Origin of the sequence: Klebsiella sp. C349492 (assembly GCF_042055345.1) — a bacterium.
GTDB classification, from domain to species: domain Bacteria; phylum Pseudomonadota; class Gammaproteobacteria; order Enterobacterales; family Enterobacteriaceae; genus Klebsiella; species Klebsiella scottii.
The window spans coordinates 1,014,396-1,031,091 of the sequence record NZ_JANQCE010000002.1 but is presented as its reverse complement, the minus strand read 5'-3'; the positions used below and the strand labels follow the sequence as shown (position 1 = coordinate 1,031,091).

General features: G+C 58.5%; 14 protein-coding genes. 11 read left to right on the top strand and 3 right to left on the bottom strand.

Translation table 11 applies throughout. From position 1 onward, the window contains the following. The first annotated feature begins 64 nt into the window (after positions 1-64). The 5 genes from puuD (at position 65) to puuE (ending at position 5,789) form a co-directional block, all read left to right on the top strand. Positions 65-817: a gamma-glutamyl-gamma-aminobutyrate hydrolase gene (gene puuD, locus NWP14_RS12520; RefSeq protein WP_375215404.1), complete on the top strand. Its 753-nt coding sequence runs from the start codon at positions 65-67 to the stop codon at positions 815-817. Between the two features lie 25 nt (positions 818-842). Continuing rightward, positions 843-1,400 (top strand): HTH-type transcriptional regulator PuuR, encoded by a 558-nt coding sequence (gene puuR, locus NWP14_RS12515; protein WP_041144904.1) that lies wholly within the window; start codon positions 843-845, stop codon positions 1,398-1,400. 305 nt (positions 1,401-1,705) lie between these two features. Then, a complete protein-coding gene (gene puuC, locus NWP14_RS12510) occupies positions 1,706-3,193 on the top strand; it encodes an aldehyde dehydrogenase PuuC (protein ID WP_375215403.1) in 1,488 nt (495 codons plus the stop codon). A gap of 2 nt (positions 3,194-3,195) precedes the next feature. Then, positions 3,196-4,476, top strand: a complete 1,281-nt coding sequence (locus NWP14_RS12505) for an FAD-binding oxidoreductase (RefSeq protein ID WP_095096178.1) — start codon at positions 3,196-3,198, stop codon at positions 4,474-4,476. Between the two features lie 47 nt (positions 4,477-4,523). Beyond that, positions 4,524-5,789, top strand: coding sequence for a 4-aminobutyrate transaminase (gene puuE / locus NWP14_RS12500; RefSeq protein ID WP_331835569.1), 1,266 nt, complete (start codon positions 4,524-4,526; stop codon positions 5,787-5,789). Between the two features lie 29 nt (positions 5,790-5,818). Here the strand turns inward: puuE and NWP14_RS12495 are convergent, their stop codons facing one another. Next, positions 5,819-6,772 carry a LysR substrate-binding domain-containing protein gene (locus NWP14_RS12495; RefSeq protein ID WP_331835570.1) on the bottom strand — a complete coding sequence of 318 codons (954 nt, stop codon included), beginning with the start codon at positions 6,770-6,772 and terminating at the stop codon, positions 5,819-5,821. 82 nt (positions 6,773-6,854) lie between these two features. On the opposite strand from NWP14_RS12495, the gene NWP14_RS12490 reads away from it, so the two are divergent. Next, positions 6,855-7,940, top strand: coding sequence for a tartrate dehydrogenase (locus NWP14_RS12490; RefSeq protein ID WP_375215402.1), 1,086 nt, complete (start codon positions 6,855-6,857; stop codon positions 7,938-7,940). A 115-nt stretch (positions 7,941-8,055) separates the two neighbouring features. Here the strand turns inward: NWP14_RS12490 and ptsP are convergent, their stop codons facing one another. Continuing rightward, positions 8,056-10,557: a phosphoenolpyruvate--protein phosphotransferase gene (gene ptsP, locus NWP14_RS12485; RefSeq protein WP_095096167.1), complete on the bottom strand. Its 2,502-nt coding sequence runs from the start codon at positions 10,555-10,557 to the stop codon at positions 8,056-8,058. A gap of 309 nt (positions 10,558-10,866) precedes the next feature. Here ptsP and NWP14_RS12480 point away from each other — a divergent pair, with 309 nt between their 5' ends. Genes NWP14_RS12480 through NWP14_RS12460 form a run of 5 tightly spaced genes read left to right on the top strand, consistent with a single transcriptional unit; the run spans position 10,867 to position 15,828 of the window. After that, a complete protein-coding gene (locus tag NWP14_RS12480; RefSeq protein WP_375215401.1) occupies positions 10,867-11,943 on the top strand; it encodes a PTS fructose transporter subunit EIIC in 1,077 nt (358 codons plus the stop codon). Positions 11,944-11,963: 20 nt separating this feature from the next. Beyond that, positions 11,964-12,284, top strand: a complete 321-nt coding sequence (locus tag NWP14_RS12475; RefSeq protein ID WP_095096162.1) for a PTS fructose-like transporter subunit IIB — start codon at positions 11,964-11,966, stop codon at positions 12,282-12,284. Positions 12,285-12,332: 48 nt separating this feature from the next. Beyond that, positions 12,333-14,630 (top strand): formate C-acetyltransferase, encoded by a 2,298-nt coding sequence (locus tag NWP14_RS12470; RefSeq protein WP_159236484.1) that lies wholly within the window; start codon positions 12,333-12,335, stop codon positions 14,628-14,630. Continuing rightward, the gene (locus NWP14_RS12465; RefSeq protein WP_133597356.1) at positions 14,596-15,471 is read left to right on the top strand and encodes a [formate-C-acetyltransferase]-activating enzyme; all 876 of its coding nucleotides are present in this window, start codon (positions 14,596-14,598) and stop codon (positions 15,469-15,471) included. The genes NWP14_RS12470 and NWP14_RS12465 overlap by 35 nt, the downstream gene beginning before the upstream one ends. Positions 15,472-15,486: 15 nt before the next feature. After that, positions 15,487-15,828, top strand: a complete 342-nt coding sequence (locus NWP14_RS12460) for a PTS fructose-like transporter subunit IIB (protein WP_095096154.1) — start codon at positions 15,487-15,489, stop codon at positions 15,826-15,828. 51 nt (positions 15,829-15,879) lie between these two features. On the opposite strand, the gene NWP14_RS12455 is transcribed toward NWP14_RS12460, so the two are convergent. Further along, positions 15,880-16,647: a phytanoyl-CoA dioxygenase family protein gene (locus tag NWP14_RS12455; protein ID WP_375215400.1), complete on the bottom strand. Its 768-nt coding sequence runs from the start codon at positions 16,645-16,647 to the stop codon at positions 15,880-15,882. Between the last annotated feature and the right edge of the window lie 49 nt (positions 16,648-16,696).

Sequence of the window (16,696 nt, the reverse complement as noted above, 5' to 3'; positions counted from 1 at the left end):
GCCTTTTAACACCCTAAATGGTCATAATTTAGTCCACTTTGTGAGGGCGATCATGGAAAATATAATGTACAGACCGGTTATTGGCGTCGTGATGTGCAGGAACAGGCTCAAGGGTCATCAGACCCAGACCATGCAAGAAAAGTACCTGAATGCGATTATTAACGCCGGTGGGCTGCCGATTGCCCTGCCGCACGCGCTGGCCGAGCCGGAACTGCTGGCCGCGCTGTTACCCAAACTGGACGGAATCTATCTGCCAGGCAGCCCCAGCAACGTCCAGCCGCACCTTTATGGTGAAAACGGCGATGAGCCTGACGCCGATCCCGGGCGTGATCTTCTGAGCATGGCATTAATTGCCGCCGCACTCGAAAGGCGCATCCCCATTTTCGCCATCTGCCGTGGGTTGCAGGAACTGGTTGTCGCCACCGGCGGGACTCTGTATCGTCGTCTTTTCGAGCAGCCGGAACTGCTTGAACATCGCGAAGACCCCGAGCTTCCGGTAGAGCAGCAGTACGCTCCCTCTCACGAAGTTCAGGTTCAGGAAGGAGGATTACTTTCTCAGTTAATACCGGGCTGCAACACGTTTTGGGTAAACTCGCTACACGGGCAGGGAGCAAAAACATTAGGCCCACGTCTGCGCGTGGAGGCCCGCTCTTCGGACGGGCTGGCGGAAGCGGTCAGCGTTAACGACCACCCTTTCGCGCTGGGCGTACAGTGGCATCCTGAATGGAACAGTAGCGAATACGCCCTGTCGCGTATGTTGTTTGAAGGTTTTATCACCGCCTGTCAGAACCACATTGCTGAAAAGCAGCGGCTCTGACCACTACAGTTAAGGAAATGCAAATATGAGCGATGACGGACTGGCGCCAGGGAAACGTCTGTCAGCGATCCGCCAACAGCTGGGTCTCTCACAACGTCGTGCCGCCGAACTGTCTGGGTTAACACATAGTGCCATCAGTACCATAGAGCAGGATAAAGTCAGTCCTGCCATCAGTACGCTGCAAAAGCTGCTGAAAGTCTATGGGCTGTCGCTCTCGGAATTCTTTTCTGAACCAGAAAAACCTGATGAACCGCAGGTGGTTATTAATCAGGATGACCTTATTGAAATGGGCAGTCAGGGCGTTTCGATGAAGCTGGTTCACAACGGAAATCCGAACCGTACGCTGGCGATGATTTTTGAAACTTACCAGCCTGGAACCACGACCGGGGAGAGGATCAAACATCAGGGTGAGGAAATAGGCACCGTACTGGAAGGTGAGGTTGTGCTGATTGTTAACGGTCAGTCGTATCACCTGGTTGCCGGGCAAAGCTATGCCATTAATACCGGCATACCGCACAGCTTCAGCAACACTTCGGCAGGTATTTGCCGAATTATCAGTGCCCATACCCCCACCACGTTCTAATTTTAGCCTGAGCTGGTTTCAGGTATTCTTCAGGCCCGCGCCGGCGGCTGAAATATTTCCGCCGGCGCGCAGAGTACGCAAATAATCTATTTGCGCAGCGCGGAAATATAACTCTCCGCCGGCCTTAATAATACGCGCAAATAAAATAGCGCTTAACGGTATCTGACTCCGGGGACCGCCTATATCTCAAGGCTTCGGCTTGAGGTATGACGCAATCCGTCCCGCGCTGTCTGAAAATACCTAATATTATTATCCGATTACTTTATGAATACTCTTACCCGCTTATATTATGATGGAGTCTATATATGGATTTTCAGCATCTGACCTACTGGCAGGAACAAGCAAATAGCCTGCAACCGGAGACCCGGCTATTTATTAACGGGGAATATTGCGCCGCCGCCGATAATAGCACCTTTGAAACCATCGACCCCGCCGCTCAGCAAACGCTGGCCCACGTGGCGCGCGGTAAAAAAGCCGATGTCGATCGCGCCGTTCAGGCAGCGCGCGACGTTTTCGATCGCGGCGACTGGTCCCAGGCCTCGCCGGCCCGGCGTAAGGCGGTGCTGCATAAATTCGCCGACCTGATAGAAGCCCATCGCGAAGAGCTGGCGCTGCTGGAAACCCTCGACACCGGCAAACCGATCCGCCACAGCCTGCGCGATGATATCCCCGGCGCGGCGCGGGCGATCCGCTGGTACGCCGAGGCTATCGATAAGGTCTATGGCGAAGTTGCCCCGACCGGGACGAACGAGCTGGCGCTGATCGTCCGCGAACCAATTGGCGTCGTCGCCGCGGTTGTGCCGTGGAACTTCCCTCTGCTGCTGGCCTGCTGGAAGCTGGGCCCGGCGCTGGCGGCCGGCAACAGCCTGATCCTTAAGCCGTCAGAAAAATCACCGCTCAGCGCGCTGCGTCTTGCCGGGCTGGCGAAAGAGGCCGGGCTGCCGGACGGCGTACTCAACGTCATCAGCGGCTACGGCCACGAGGCGGGCCAGGCCCTCTCCCTGCATCCGGATGTAGAAGTCATTACCTTTACCGGCTCGACCCGCACCGGCAAGCAGCTGTTAAAAGATGCCGGCGACAGCAATATGAAACGCGTGTGGCTGGAGGCCGGCGGCAAAAGCGCCAATATCGTCTTTGCCGACTGCCCTGACCTGCAGAAAGCGGTGGACGCCACCGCCGGCGGCATCTTCTATAACCAGGGCCAGGTGTGCATCGCCGGCACCCGTCTGCTGGTCGAAGACAGCATCGCCGACGCGTTTCTTGCCCGCCTGCAGGAGCAGGCAAGCCGCTGGCAGCCGGGCAACCCGCTCGATCCGAACACCACGATGGGCATGCTTATCGATAACGCCCACGCCGATAGCGTTCACAGCTTTATTCGCGCCGGGGAGAGTAAAAGCACCCTGCTGCTCGACGGGCGCAAAAACCCGTGGCCGGCGGCCATTGGCCCGACCATTTTTGTCGACGTCGATCCCGCCTCGACCATTAGCCGGGAAGAGATCTTCGGCCCGGTGCTGGTGGTGACCCGCTTTAAAAGCGAGGAACAGGCGCTGCGGCTGGCCAACGACAGCAGCTACGGCCTCGGCGCTGCGGTATGGACCCGCGACCTCTCCCGCGCCCACCGCCTGAGCCGCCGCCTGAAAGCCGGCTCGGTCTTCGTCAACAACTATAACGATGGCGATATGACCGTACCTTTTGGCGGCTACAAGCAGAGCGGAAACGGACGCGATAAATCCCTGCATGCGCTGGAAAAATTCACCGAACTGAAAACCATCTGGATTGCTCTGGAGTCTTAATCATGACCGAACATACCACCAGCTATTACGCCGCCAGCGCCAACGCCTACGAGCCGTTCCCGACGCTGGATGAATCCATCAGCTGCGACGTCTGCGTCGTCGGCGGCGGCTATACCGGCCTCTCTTCGGCCCTGCATCTTGCGGAAATGGGCTACGACGTGGTGCTGCTGGAAGGCGCGCGCATCGGCTTCGGCGCCAGCGGCCGCAACGGCGGCCAGCTGGTTAACTCCTACAGCCGCGATATCGACGTGATTGAACGCACCTACGGCCCGGATGCGGCAAAAATGCTGGGCAGCATGATGTTTGAAGGCGGCGATATTATCCGCGAACGCATCGAGCGCTATCAGATTGCCTGCGACTACCGCCCCGGCGGCCTGTTTGTGGCGATGAACCATAAGCAGCTGGAGACGCTGGAGGAGCAAAAAGAGAACTGGGAGCGCTACGGCAATACCCAGCTGGAGCTGCTGGACGCCGCCGCTATCCGCCGCGAAGTCAACAGCGATCGCTACACCGGCGCGCTGCTCGATCGTAGCGGCGGTCATATTCATCCCCTGAATCTGGCCATCGGCGAAGCGGACGCTATCCGCCTCAACGGCGGCCGGGTGTACGAGCAGTCGCCGGTCACGCAGATCCAGCACACCAGCCCGGCGGTGGTCAGCACCGCCCGCGGCCAGGTCACCGCGCGCTACGTTATTGTCGCCGGTAACGCCTATCTGGGCGATAAGCTCGAGCCGGAACTGGCGAAGCGCAGCATGCCCTGCGGCACCCAGGTGGTCACCACCGAGCCGCTCTCTGCTGAGGTCGCGCGCTCGCTGATCCCGCAGAACTACTGCGTAGAGGACTGCAACTACCTGCTGGATTACTACCGCTTAACCGGCGATAACCGCCTGCTCTACGGCGGCGGCGTGGTGTACGGCGCCCGCGACCCTGACGACGTCGAGCGTCTGATTATGCCCAAGCTGCTGAAAACCTTCCCTCAGCTGAAGGGGGTGAAGATCGACTATCGCTGGACCGGCAACTTCCTGCTGACCCTGTCGCGGATGCCGCAGTTCGGCCGTCTCGATAAGAACATTTATTACATGCAGGGCTACAGCGGCCACGGCGTCACCTGTACGCATCTCGCCGGCAGGCTGATTTCCGAGCTTCTGCGCGGCGATGCCGAGCGCTTCGACGCCTTTGCCAAACTGCCGCACTACCCGTTCCCGGGCGGACGCAGCTTGCGCATTCCGTTTACCGCGATGGGCGCCGCCTACTACAGCCTGCGCGATCGCCTCGGGGTTTAAGCCTCCGCGCCGGTCAACGTCATCAACTTTGCTAAAAGGTGTTAAACATGAGCAACAGCGAATTTCATCAGCGTCGTCTTTCAGCGACCCCGCGCGGCGTGGGCGTGATGTGCAACTTCTTTGCCCAATCGGCGCAAAACGCCACCCTGACCGACGTCGAAGGTCGGGATTACATCGACTTTGCCGCCGGCATCGCCGTGCTGAATACCGGGCATCGTCACCCGGAGCTGGTCGCCGCCGTACAGCAGCAGCTGCAGCTGTTTACCCATACCGCCTACCAGATTGTGCCCTACGAGAGCTACGTCGCGCTGGCCGAGAAGCTTAACGAGCTGGCGCCGGTGCGGGGTCCGGCCAAAACCGCCTTCTTTTCTACCGGCGCCGAAGCGGTAGAAAACGCGATTAAAATTGCCCGCGCCCATACCGGACGTCCCGGGGTGATCGCCTTTGGCGGCGGCTTCCACGGCCGTACCTACATGACGATGGCGCTGACCGGTAAAGTTGCCCCCTATAAGCTGGGCTTTGGGCCGTTCCCCGGCTCCGTCTACCACGTCCCCTATCCGTCGGCCCTGCACGGCATTACCACTCAGGATGCGATGACCGCCATCGAACGTCTGTTTAAGGCCGATATTGAAGCCAAACAGGTGGCGGCGATTATTTTTGAACCGGTACAGGGTGAAGGCGGTTTTAACGTCGCGCCTAAAGAGCTGGTCGCCGCCGTTCGCCGCCTCTGCGACGAGCACGGCATCGTGATGATCGCCGATGAGGTGCAGAGCGGATTTGCCCGTACCGGTAAGCTGTTCGCGATGGATCACTATGCCGACAAGCCGGATCTGATGACCATGGCGAAGAGCCTGGCGGGCGGAATGCCGCTCTCCGGGGTGGTCGGCAACGCGCAGATTATGGACGCTCCGGCGCCAGGCGGATTAGGCGGCACCTATGCCGGTAACCCGCTGGCGGTGGCCGCCGCCCACGCGGTGCTTAACATTATTGATAAAGAAGCGCTGTGCGCGCGCGCGCAGTCCCTCGGCGAGCGCCTGATTTCGACCCTGGAAGAGGCTAAAGCCTGGTGTCCGGGGCTGGCTGAAGTGCGCGGCGTGGGTTCGATGATTGCCGCCGAGTTCGTTGACCCGGCAAGCGGCGAACCTTCGGCGGCGCTGGCGCAGGAGATCCAGCGCCGGGCGCTGGAGCAGGGCCTGCTGCTGCTGACCTGCGGCCAGTACGGCAACGTGATCCGTTTCCTCTATCCGCTCACCATCCCTGACGCGCAGTTCGCCGGCGCGCTGGCCATTTTGCAAAAGGTGACCCGCCCGTAACGCCCTCGGCCGGCGGCCAACGCCGTCGGCTATTTCACCTCGTCGCTGACGATACGCTGCTGCGGATAGTGCTGCTGGAAATAGTGGCGCAAAAACTCCACGGTAGTGCGAATTTTAGCTGAGGTCGCCAGCCGCGACACGTATACCGCCCAGACGTTGGCGGGCTGGTAATAGTCCGGCAGCACGTGAACCAGATGGCCGCTGGCGATATTTTCACTCACATCCCACCATGAACGTAAAGCGATCCCCTGGCCGTCAAGACACCACTGATGCACAATTTCGCCGTGGTTCGACGACAGCGGGCCGGTGACCTTAATCGCCCGTTCGCCCTCTTTACCCTGCAGCTGCCACACGCCGAAGGGCCGGTCGCGCTCTTTAATCACCAGGCACGATAGGGTCGCCAGATCGCTAAGCTGTTTCGGCTGCGGGTGGCGCGCCAGGAAGGTCGGCGAGGCGCAGAGAATGCGCCGATTGCTCACCAGCCTGCGGGCAATCAGATTCGGGTCAATATCGTCCCCCACCCGAATATCTAAATCCACCCCTTCACTGACCAGATCCACCAGCCGGTCTTCAACATCGAAGCGCAGCTCCAGCTGGGGATACTGCCGGGAGAGCGCCGCCAGCGCGGGAGCCACCACCCGCCGGCCGAAGCCAAAGCTGCTGATAATGCGCAGCGTACCCTGCGGAACCTGACGGACGTCGGAGAGCTCATCCAGCATCTGATCCACATCCTGCAGAATGCGCTGCGCCCATTCGTAGATGCGCTCGCCCTCTTCGGTGATGGCGACACGCCGCGTGGTGCGGTGCAAGAGCGCCACGTGCAGGGTCTGTTCAAGCAGCGAGATTCGCTTGCTGACGAAGGCCGGAGAGACGCCCAGCTCTTCGGCGGCGGCGGCAAAACCGGCGCGGCGGGCAACCAGCATAAACACGCGTAAATCATTTAGCAGCGGCAGATTGTTCATGATCTGTGTTTTATGTTTCACCAGTTAGCATGATTAATTATGAAGCAGTCAATTATAGGATTGAGGAGAAGTCAATTTCGCCCGCTAATAAGTGAGAACCCGTATGAAGAAAATCTGGCGCATTGCCGCTATTCCCGGCGACGGTATTGGTAAGGAAGTTCTGCCTGAAGGTATTCGCGTACTCCAGGCCGCGGCCGAACGCTGGGATCTGGCGCTCAGCTTTGAACAGATTGAATGGGCGAGCTGCGAATATTATGCCCGCCACGGCAAAATGATGCCGGACGACTGGCATGCCCGGCTCAAAGAGTTCGACGCCATCTATTTCGGCGCCGTCGGCTGGCCCGATACCGTGCCGGATCACGTCTCCCTGTGGGGATCGCTGCTGAAGTTTCGCCGCGAGTTCGACCAGTACGTCAACCTGCGCCCGGTGCGCCTGTTCGCCGGCGTCCCCTGCCCGCTGGCGGGGAAAAAGGCCGGTGACATCGACTTCTACGTGGTGCGTGAGAATACCGAAGGCGAGTATTCGGCCCTCGGCGGGCGCGTGAATCCAGGCACCGAGCACGAGGTGGTGATCCAGGAGTCGGTGTTCACCCGCCGCGGCGTCGATCGCATTCTGCGCTACGCCTTTGAGCTGGCGCAGAGCCGGCCGCGCAGAACCCTGACCTCGGCGACCAAGTCCAACGGTCTGGCCATCAGCATGCCTTACTGGGACGAGCGGGTTGAGGCGATGGCGCAGGGCTACCCGGAGATCCGCTGGGACAAGCAGCATATCGATATTCTCTGCGCCCGCTTCGTGCTGCAGCCCGAGCGCTTTGACGTGGTGGTCGCTTCCAATCTGTTTGGCGATATTCTCTCCGATCTCGGCCCGGCCTGTACCGGCACCATCGGTATCGCCCCTTCGGCAAACCTCAACCCCGAGCGCACCTTCCCGTCGCTATTTGAGCCGGTCCACGGCTCAGCCCCGGATATTTATGGCAAAAATATCGCCAACCCGATAGCGACTATCTGGGCCGGGGCGATGATGCTTGATTTCCTCGGGGCGGGCGACGAGCGCTACGAAGCGGCACATAACGGTATTCTGGCAGCGATTGAGCAGGTTATCGCCAGCGGGCCAAAAACGCCGGATATGCAGGGCGCGGCCTCGACTCAGCAGGTCAGCGAGGCCATTTGTCAGGCCATTCTGCGTTAAGAGCAGCAGATAAAATAGATGCCGCGTCGCTGACGCGGCCTGTCCCTCGAAGACGCCGGGCTCTGGCATCTGCTTTTTTCCGTTCCCTACCCGGGACCGCAGAGTCCGTAGCGCTTTACAGTTCGAGTTCGCGGTGTAGCAGTTCAGCAATAGCTTCGCTGCTCTGCGCCGTGACCAGCGAGTTTCTGAACGCTTCATGCATAATGCGCCGCGCCAGACGGGAGAAAATTCGCATATGCTGGTCGCCGGCGGCGTGCTTATTCAGCGTCAGCATAATGACAAACTGCACCTCGTCCTCTCCCCACGCCACCGGCTCAGCCAGGCGGGCAACGCTGATGGTGGATTGTTCGATATGTTCCGACTTGCTATGCGGAATGGCGAAACTGAAGCCCAACCCGGTGGAGAACACCGCCTCCCGCGCCCAGAGATCGGCCTCCAGCTTGCGCGGATACCGGCAGCGGCCCGCCAGCAGAAGGTTGTCAGTCATGCCTTTAATCACCTCCTCTTTGCTGCGCCAGTCGCTGTTCAGGGTGATGCATTGGCTGGCGATCAGCGGGGCGTCCTGCTGGGTCATACGGAACTGGGCCAGCAGATGCTCCACTTCCAGCGAGGTTCGGCACTGCATCGCCTGGTTCAGCAGCTGACGACACGCCCGGCTGTCGAGCTGCGCCAGGCGCGATTTAGCTGCCGGAATTGACGGCGAGCTCATGCTCAGCTCATCCATTCCGAGGCCGACCAGCAGCGGCAAAACGGAGCCCTTCGCGCCTAGCTCGCCGCAAAGACCGATCCACTTTCCCTGGCGATGCACGGCCTGAACCGCGTAGTCCAGAGCGCGTAAAAAAGCGGGGTTGAGGCTGTTATAGTGGCGCGTCACCTTCGCGTTATCGCGGTCTACCGCCAGCAAATATTGCGTCAGGTCATTACTCCCGATACTAAAGAAATCGACCTCTTCGCAGCACTGATCGATGATAAACATCACCGACGGCACCTCCAGCATGATGCCGAGCGGGATCTTCTCATCAAACGGGATATGCTCGTCGCGCAGCGATTGCCTGGCTTCCGCCAGCCGATCTTTCACCCATAGAATCTCCTCCATCGACGAAATCATCGGGATCATGATTTTCAGCGAACCGTGCGCGGAGGCGCGCAGAATGGCCCTGAGCTGGGTATGAAACAGCGCCTGATACTCTTCATAAATCCGCACCGCGCGGTAGCCGAGGAACGGATTGTTTTCAGCCGGAATATTCAGATAGGGCACCGGCTTATCTCCACCGATATCCATCGTGCGGATGATAATGCTGCGCCCACAGGCCGGCTCCAGCGCCTGGCAGAAAATATTATAGAGCTCGGACTCGGACGGCGCGCCGGGCCGGTCCATATACAGCATTTCGGTGCGGAACAAACCTACCGATTGCGCCCCGTTATTGAATGCCACAGCGGCTTCAACGGAGTGCGCGATATTTGCCGCCACCTCCAGACGCAGGCCGTCTTTGGTCTGCCCTTCCTTATCCAGCCACGCCTGCTGCTGGCTATGCACCTGCGCCTGAACCCAGGCCTCCTGCTGATAATAGCGCGCGACCGCCTCATCGGGATTGACCACCAGCAGCCCGGCGTTGCCGTCGATATGCACCGCCTGGCCGACCCAGGGGAGCAGCGCGTCCATATCGACGCCAACCAGCGTGGGAATATTAAACGAACGCGCCAGAATCACGGTATGCGAGGTGGTCCCGCCGCTGCGCAGCAGCAGGCCTTTGAGCAGGGTCTTGTCCAGTTCAAGAAACTGGCCGGGCGTTAGCTCTTCTGCCAGACAAACAGACGGCGCGTTGAGCTGACCCGGCGCCGAAAAACGGGCCTCGCCGTAGATATGCTGCAGCAGCTGAAAGCAGATATCGCGGACGTCGAGCACCCTTTCCTGCAGGTAGCTATTCGCGGATTCGCTAAACCGGGAGCAGAAGTGCTCGCCGCTGGCGACAACCGCCTGCGCGCAGCTCAATCCGCCAAGCAGCCCGTCGAGCAGATGCTGGCGCAAGGAGGCATCGGTCGCCAGAGAACGATGCGCTTCAAGGATGGCGCCGGCGGTACCGTCGTTGTCCAGCAGGCGGAATTCGATATTCCTGACCAGGAGCAGCAATCCCTTATCCAGCAGCGCCTGCTCCTCTTCGATACTGCCGGCAGCGGGCAGCGGCCCGAGGTCGCTAAGCTCAAGGGATTTCAGATGACTGAGCCTGCCTCCCGCGCTCCCTCCACAGACGGGCTGGCCACGAAAGAGCGTCGGGTTGAGGCGGGAAAGCGATTCAGGAACCGGCTGCACGTCCATGCTGTTTACCATTGCCAGCGGCGCATCGCAGTGCGGAAACTCCTCCACAATAAACGTCGACAGCGCGGCAAACGCCTGCTGCTCGTCATCGCCGCAGATGATTAACTGGCACTCATCCCCCTTAATCGTATCGGTACCGATGATCGCCAGCGCGCTTTTCGCATTCCCGCGCCTTCCGCTGCGCGTATTCAGCCAGTCAACGGTGGACGAAAAGGTATTACAGCGCGTTTCGACCAGACTGGCCGGGCGGGCGTGAACGCCATTCGACAAATCGCATATGAATTTAATGACCAGAGCCATCGCCTTTCTCCTGAGCAATACGTTAGTTACCCAAAAGGTAAAGAAAGAACCCTGACGGCACTACGCGAAATAACTCTTAATTACTGGACTATTGTACACAGCATTCTTTTTCATGCCCGCGGTCACAAATGCGGCGTATAAATTGGTTTTATACCCGCCAGCGCTAAGATTTGAGGTGGATCGCAATTTTATTCTCACCTTACAAATATCCAGTAAATGCACTTTTTCTCTTCTATTTTCTGTACCGCCATTTTCCTACTGTTGAGACATCAATACCGTCACGAGCGAGAGCACGCTCAGGAGCAAGCAATGAACGAACTGGTGCAAATACTAAAAAATACACGCCAGCATCTCATGACCGGCGTTTCACATATGATCCCCTTCGTGGTCTCCGGCGGCATCCTGCTCGCCATCTCCGTCATGCTGTACGGCAAGGGCGCGGTCCCGGATGTCGCGACCGATCCGAATCTGAAAAAACTGTTTGATATTGGCGTCGCCGGTTTGACGCTGATGGTGCCCTTTCTGGCGGCGTATATCGGCTACTCCATTGCGGACCGCGCGGCTCTGGCGCCCTGCGCCATCGGGGCGTGGGTAGGCAACAGCTTTGGCGCCGGCTTCTTTGGCGCGCTGATCGCCGGGATGATCGGCGGTCTGGTGGTCTATTACCTCAAGAAGATCCCGGTCCACAAGGTGCTGCGCTCGGTGATGCCCATTTTTGTCATCCCGATCGTCGGCACCTTTATTACCGCCGGGATCATGATGTGGGGTTTAGGCGAGCCCGTCGGTGCGCTGACCGCCAGCCTCACCGGATGGCTCCAGGGAATGCGCGAGGGCAGTATTGTCCTGCTCGCCATCATTATGGGCCTGATGCTGGCCTTCGACATGGGCGGCCCGGTGAATAAAGTGGCTTACGCCTTTATGCTGATTTGCGTCTCCCAGGGCATTTACAGCGTCGTAGCGATTGCCGCCGTCGGTATCGCCGTTCCGCCGCTTGGCATGGGGCTGGCAACGCTTGTCGGCCGCAAATATTTCAGCGCCGAAGAGCGTGAGACCGGCAAAGCCGCGCTGGTGATGGGCTGCGTAGGCGTCTCAGAAGGCGCCATCCCCTTTGCCGCCGCCGACCCGCTGCGGGTGATCCCCTCAATTATGATTGGCGCCGCCAGCGGCTGCGTCACCACCGCCCTGCTCGGCGTGCAGTGCTATGCCGGCTGGGGCGGGCTAATCGTGCTGCCGGTCGTGCAGGGTAAAGGCGGATTTATCGTTGGCCTGCTGGTCGGCGCATGCGTCGCCGCCGCCTGCGTCATTACTCTTAAAGCGCTGACAAAAAAGAAAACGCCGGCCGCTAAAGCCGATGACGAGCTGGATCTCGATTTCGAAATTAACTGAGAAGCAGAGAGGATAATTCTATGACCCACATTATTGCCGTCACCGCCTGCCCGTCGGGAGTAGCGCATACCTATATGGCCGCCGAGTCGCTGGAGAGCGCCGCCAAAGCGAAAGGCTGGCAGATAAAAGTCGAGACCCAGGGCTCTATCGGGATCGAAAACGAACTGACGGCGGAGGATGTCGCCCGCGCCGATATGGTCATCCTGACCAAGGATATCGGCATCAAGTTTGAAGAGCGTTTTTCCGGTAAAACCATCGTCCGCGTCAATATCAGCGATGCGGTGAAACGCGCGGAGGCCATCATGCAAAAAATCGACGGCCATCTTGCACAGAAAGCCTGAACAGAGCGGAGCGCCCTGGCGCTCCGCCGGACTAACATGGAGTTTGTCATGACGAATCGTACTCAACGCTTAAAAGACAGTTTGTTCGCCCAGCCGCGGGAGATCTCGCTTGAGCGGGCGCTGCTGTATACCGCAAGCCACAAACAGACGGCGGGTGAGCCGGTGCTATTACGCCGGGCGAAAGCCACCGCGTGGATCCTTGACCATGTGCAGATCTCGATTCGTGAGGATGAACTCATTGTGGGCAACCGCACGGTCAAGCCGCGAGCCGGGATCGTCTCCCCGGAAATGGACCCTTACTGGTTACTGAACGAACTGGACAGCTTCGCCTCTCGCCCCCAGGATCGTTTTGTCATCAGCGAAGAAGATAAACGCATTTACCGCGAAGCGCTGTTTCCTTACTGGGAAAAGCGCTCGATGAAAGACTTTATTAACGCCCGGATGACCGATGAGGTCAAAGCGGCCGTCAGCACCCAGATTTTCAGCGTCAACCAGACCGATAAGGGCCAGGGCCATATCATTATCGACTACCCCCGGCTGCTCAATAATGGCCTCGCGGCCCTGGTTGCAGAACTACGGGCGGCGGCCGAAAGCGCGCCAGGCAACCACTTCTATCAGGCCGCGCTGATTCTGCTGGAGGCCTCGCAGCGGCACATTCTGCGCTATGCGCTGCTGGCCGAGGAGATGGCCGCCGCCTGCAGCGACGCTAAGCGGCGTCAGGAGCTCGCCGCAATCGCCGCGATCTCCCGGCATAACGCGGTTCATCGCCCGGAGGATTTCTACCAGGCCTGTCAGCTGTTCTGGCATATGAATATTATTTTGCAGCATGAATCTAACGCCAGCTCACTCTCGCTGGGGCGCTTCGACCAGTACATGCTGCCGTTCTATCAGACATCGTTAAATCGGGGCCAGGACCCGGCTTTCCTGCAGGAGCTGCTGGAGTCATTGTGGGTCAAGTGCAACGATATCGTCCTGCTGCGCTCGTCAAGCAGCGCTCGCTATTTTGCCGGCTTCCCGACCGGCTATACCGCGTTGCTCGGCGGGCTAAGCGAGACCGGACGCAGCGCGGTGAACGTACTCTCGTTTCTGGCTCTTGATGCGTATCAGAAAGTCCGGCTACCGCAGCCTAATCTTGGCGTCCGCGTCAATGAGCTGATCGACCGTCCGTTCCTGCGCAAGACCGCAGAAACGATCCGCCTGGGTACCGGTATCCCGCAGGTCTTTAATGATGAAGTCGTAATTCCGGCGTTTTTGAATCGCGGGGTATCGCTTGAGGATGCTCGCGACTACGCCGTCGTCGGCTGCGTTGAGCTGTCGATCCCCGGGCGAACATACGGGCTGCACGATATTGCGATGTTTAACCTGCTCAAGGTGATGGAGATCGTAATCCTGGAGAATGAAGGCAATCCCGACGTGAGCTGGAACGGGCTGCTCAACCAAATCCGCGAAAAAATTCGCTACTACATCAAGCTGATGATTAACGGCAGCAATATTTGCGATATCGGCCATCGCGACCAGGCGCCGGTTCCCCTGCTGTCCTCTTTTATTCTGGACTGTATTGAACGCGGTAAAGATATCACCGAGGGCGGAGCGCGCTATAACTTCTCCGGCGTGCAGGGCATTGGTATCGCCAACCTCAGCGACTCTTTACATGCGCTCAAGGGAATGGTGTTCGAGCAGCAGCGGATGAGTTTTGATGAGCTCATTCAGGTTCTTAAGGCCAACTTCAAAACTCCGGAAGGGGAAAAGATCCGCGCGCGGCTGATTAACCGTTTTGAAAAATATGGCAATGATATCGATGAAGTCGACAATATCAGCGCCGATTTACTGCGTTTTTACTGTAAAGAAGTCGAGCAGTATCTCAACCCGCGCGGCGGGCATTTCACGCCGGGTTCCTACACCGTCTCAGCGCACGTGCCCCTGGGGTCAGTGGTCGGCGCAACGCCCGACGGTCGTCTGGCCGGCGATCAGCTAGCCGACGGCGGGCTTTCGCCAATGGTCGGCCAGGACTCTCAAGGGCCGACGGCGGTACTAAAATCCGTCAGCAAGCTGGATAACTATCTTTTATCCAACGGTACGCTGCTTAACGTGAAGTTTACGCCGGCTACCCTTGCCGGTGACGGCGGCCTCAATAAGCTGGCTGACTTTTTGCAGGCATTCAGCAAGCTCAAGCTTCAGCATATCCAGTTCAACGTGGTCAATGCCGATACCCTGCGCGAAGCGCAGCAGCGTCCCCAGGATTTCGCAGGCCTGGTGGTGCGCGTAGCGGGTTACAGCGCCTTCTTTGTCGAGCTATCAAAGGAGATTCAGGATGACATTATCCACCGCACCGCGCATCAGCTGTGAGGTTCTGGAGACGCGCGCCGATCGGGCGCGCATTTTTAACATCCAGCGCTACTCGCTGAACGATGGCCTGGGGATCAGGACGGTGGTCTTTTTTAAAGGCTGCCCGCACGTCTGTCCGTGGTGCGCCAACCCGGAATCTATCTCCACTAAAATAGAGACCGTACGCCGGGAGAGCAAATGCCTGCGCTGTACGCGCTGCCAGCAGGATGTCGAAGAGTGCCCCTCCGGCGCATGGGAGCAAATCGGCCGCGACGTGACGCTGAATAATTTAGTTAAGGAAGTCCTCAAGGATGACGTTTTCTTTCGCGCCTCCGGCGGCGGCGTCACCCTGTCAGGCGGCGAAGTATTAATGCAGGCCGGGTTTGCAACCCGCTTCCTGCAAACCTTACGCCAGCTGGGAATACGCACGGCGATTGAAACGGCCGGCGACGCGGCGTTCAGCCGCTTTTACCCGCTCGCCAGGCAGTGCGATGAGGTGCTGTTCGATCTGAAAATCATGGATACCGGTCGCGCGCAGGCTCAGCTGCGGATCGATGTACCGCGGGTGCTAGATAATTTCAGCAGGCTGGTGGAGAAGCGCATTCGGGTTATTCCCAGGGTACCGCTCATTCCCGGGTATACGCTTAGTGAAGAGAACTTCCGGCAAATCCTGGCGTTTCTGGCGCCATTTAAGCTTCCTGAAATACATCTTCTACCGTTCCATCAATATGGCGAGCCTAAATACGCGCTGCTCGGCAGGAAGTGGTCGATGGCGACAATTAAGGCCCCGGACGCGTCACAGATTGAGCCATTCAGGATTATGGCTGAGAAAGCGGGTTTTCGCGTCACCATCGGCGGTTAGCGCCTGGAGGAGAATATGGAACTGAATATCGTAGCGGTGACCGCCTGCGTCAGCGGCGTGGCGCACACCTATATGGCGGCGGAACGTCTGGTCAAAGTCGCTCACCATGAAAAATGGCATATGAAAATTGAAACCCAGGGCGCATTAGGCGTTGAGAATAAGATTACCCCTGACGAAATTACCCACGCCGACGTGGTGCTGCTGGTGACAGATATTGAAATCGACGATGCGCAACGGTTTATCGGCGTACGGACCATTAAAACCAGCATCAAAACTTTTTTACTTCAGCCGCAGCAGGTTATCGAGGCGGTGAAGTGCATCATGAAAAAACCGGTCGTCTATCTGGATATTCCCTGACCTTTCCTTCAGCAAAGGGCGGCTCCCCTGAACCGCCCTTACTTCGCTGGACTACTTCACATCAAGCAACCATTTTTGCGCCGGCGTCAGACGACTTGCCGTTTCAGGCCTGAGCCAGCGCTGCTGGTCCTGCTGCGGCGTATCTTGCCTGTCGATATAGAGACCGTGCAGCACGCGCCTTCTGCTGCCGATGTGATTGCAGGTGCCGCCGTGCCAGGTATGAGCGTTATAAATCATCACGCTTCCCGCTGGCGCGGCAAACACCACCTCGTCAGGATGCGGCAGCTCGGGGTCCTCCAGCACGTCCTCCGGCAGCTCCGGTCGCAGATGAGTGCCGGGAATAATGCGCGGCGCGCCATTTTCGGCGCTTAAATCGTCAATAGCCCAAATCGTATTTACCAGATGTACTTTCGGAAAATCCGGTCGCGGCTTTTTCCAGTCGGCATGCAGCGGCTGGCTGCCGCCGTTGAGCAACGCTTCCCGCGCGTTGAGGCTGGAAATCTTAAAATCGCCCTGAAAAATATACCGACAGGCAGAGAGGATCAGCGGATGAGCCCAGACTTTCTCCCAAATCACGCCCTTGTTAATCAGGTTGGCAATACGGGTCGCCGTCGCTTCCTGATGGTGTTCGATGGCGAGATTATCCCCCTCTTTCTCAACAATCTCGTCGATAAGGTCCCGCATCGCCTCCAGCCATTGCGGGTCGGCGACGCCATGCACCACGGTGTAGCCGAGGGTATTCAGCTCCTCTTTCATCTTTTCTGTAAGCGCAATATTGGCGCCAAGCGCATCCAGATATACGGTAGACTGATGTTCCATATTTATTTCCTTTAACCTTTCGATAACACGAAATAAACTTTAAACGGCG

Coding starts and splice junctions, on each gene's coding strand:
- puuD (WP_375215404.1), top strand. CDS start 65: ATGTACAGACCGGTTATTGGCGTCGTGATGTGCAGGAACAGGCTCAAG.
- puuR (WP_041144904.1), top strand. CDS start 843: ATGAGCGATGACGGACTGGCGCCAGGGAAACGTCTGTCAGCGATCCGC.
- puuC (WP_375215403.1), top strand. CDS start 1,706: ATGGATTTTCAGCATCTGACCTACTGGCAGGAACAAGCAAATAGCCTG.
- NWP14_RS12505 (WP_095096178.1), top strand. CDS start 3,196: ATGACCGAACATACCACCAGCTATTACGCCGCCAGCGCCAACGCCTAC.
- puuE (WP_331835569.1), top strand. CDS start 4,524: ATGAGCAACAGCGAATTTCATCAGCGTCGTCTTTCAGCGACCCCGCGC.
- NWP14_RS12490 (WP_375215402.1), top strand. CDS start 6,855: ATGAAGAAAATCTGGCGCATTGCCGCTATTCCCGGCGACGGTATTGGT.
- ptsP (WP_095096167.1), bottom strand. CDS start 10,557: ATGGCTCTGGTCATTAAATTCATATGCGATTTGTCGAATGGCGTTCAC.
- NWP14_RS12480 (WP_375215401.1), top strand. CDS start 10,867: ATGAACGAACTGGTGCAAATACTAAAAAATACACGCCAGCATCTCATG.
- NWP14_RS12475 (WP_095096162.1), top strand. CDS start 11,964: ATGACCCACATTATTGCCGTCACCGCCTGCCCGTCGGGAGTAGCGCAT.
- NWP14_RS12470 (WP_159236484.1), top strand. CDS start 12,333: ATGACGAATCGTACTCAACGCTTAAAAGACAGTTTGTTCGCCCAGCCG.
- NWP14_RS12465 (WP_133597356.1), top strand. CDS start 14,596: ATGACATTATCCACCGCACCGCGCATCAGCTGTGAGGTTCTGGAGACG.
- NWP14_RS12460 (WP_095096154.1), top strand. CDS start 15,487: ATGGAACTGAATATCGTAGCGGTGACCGCCTGCGTCAGCGGCGTGGCG.
- NWP14_RS12455 (WP_375215400.1), bottom strand. CDS start 16,647: ATGGAACATCAGTCTACCGTATATCTGGATGCGCTTGGCGCCAATATT.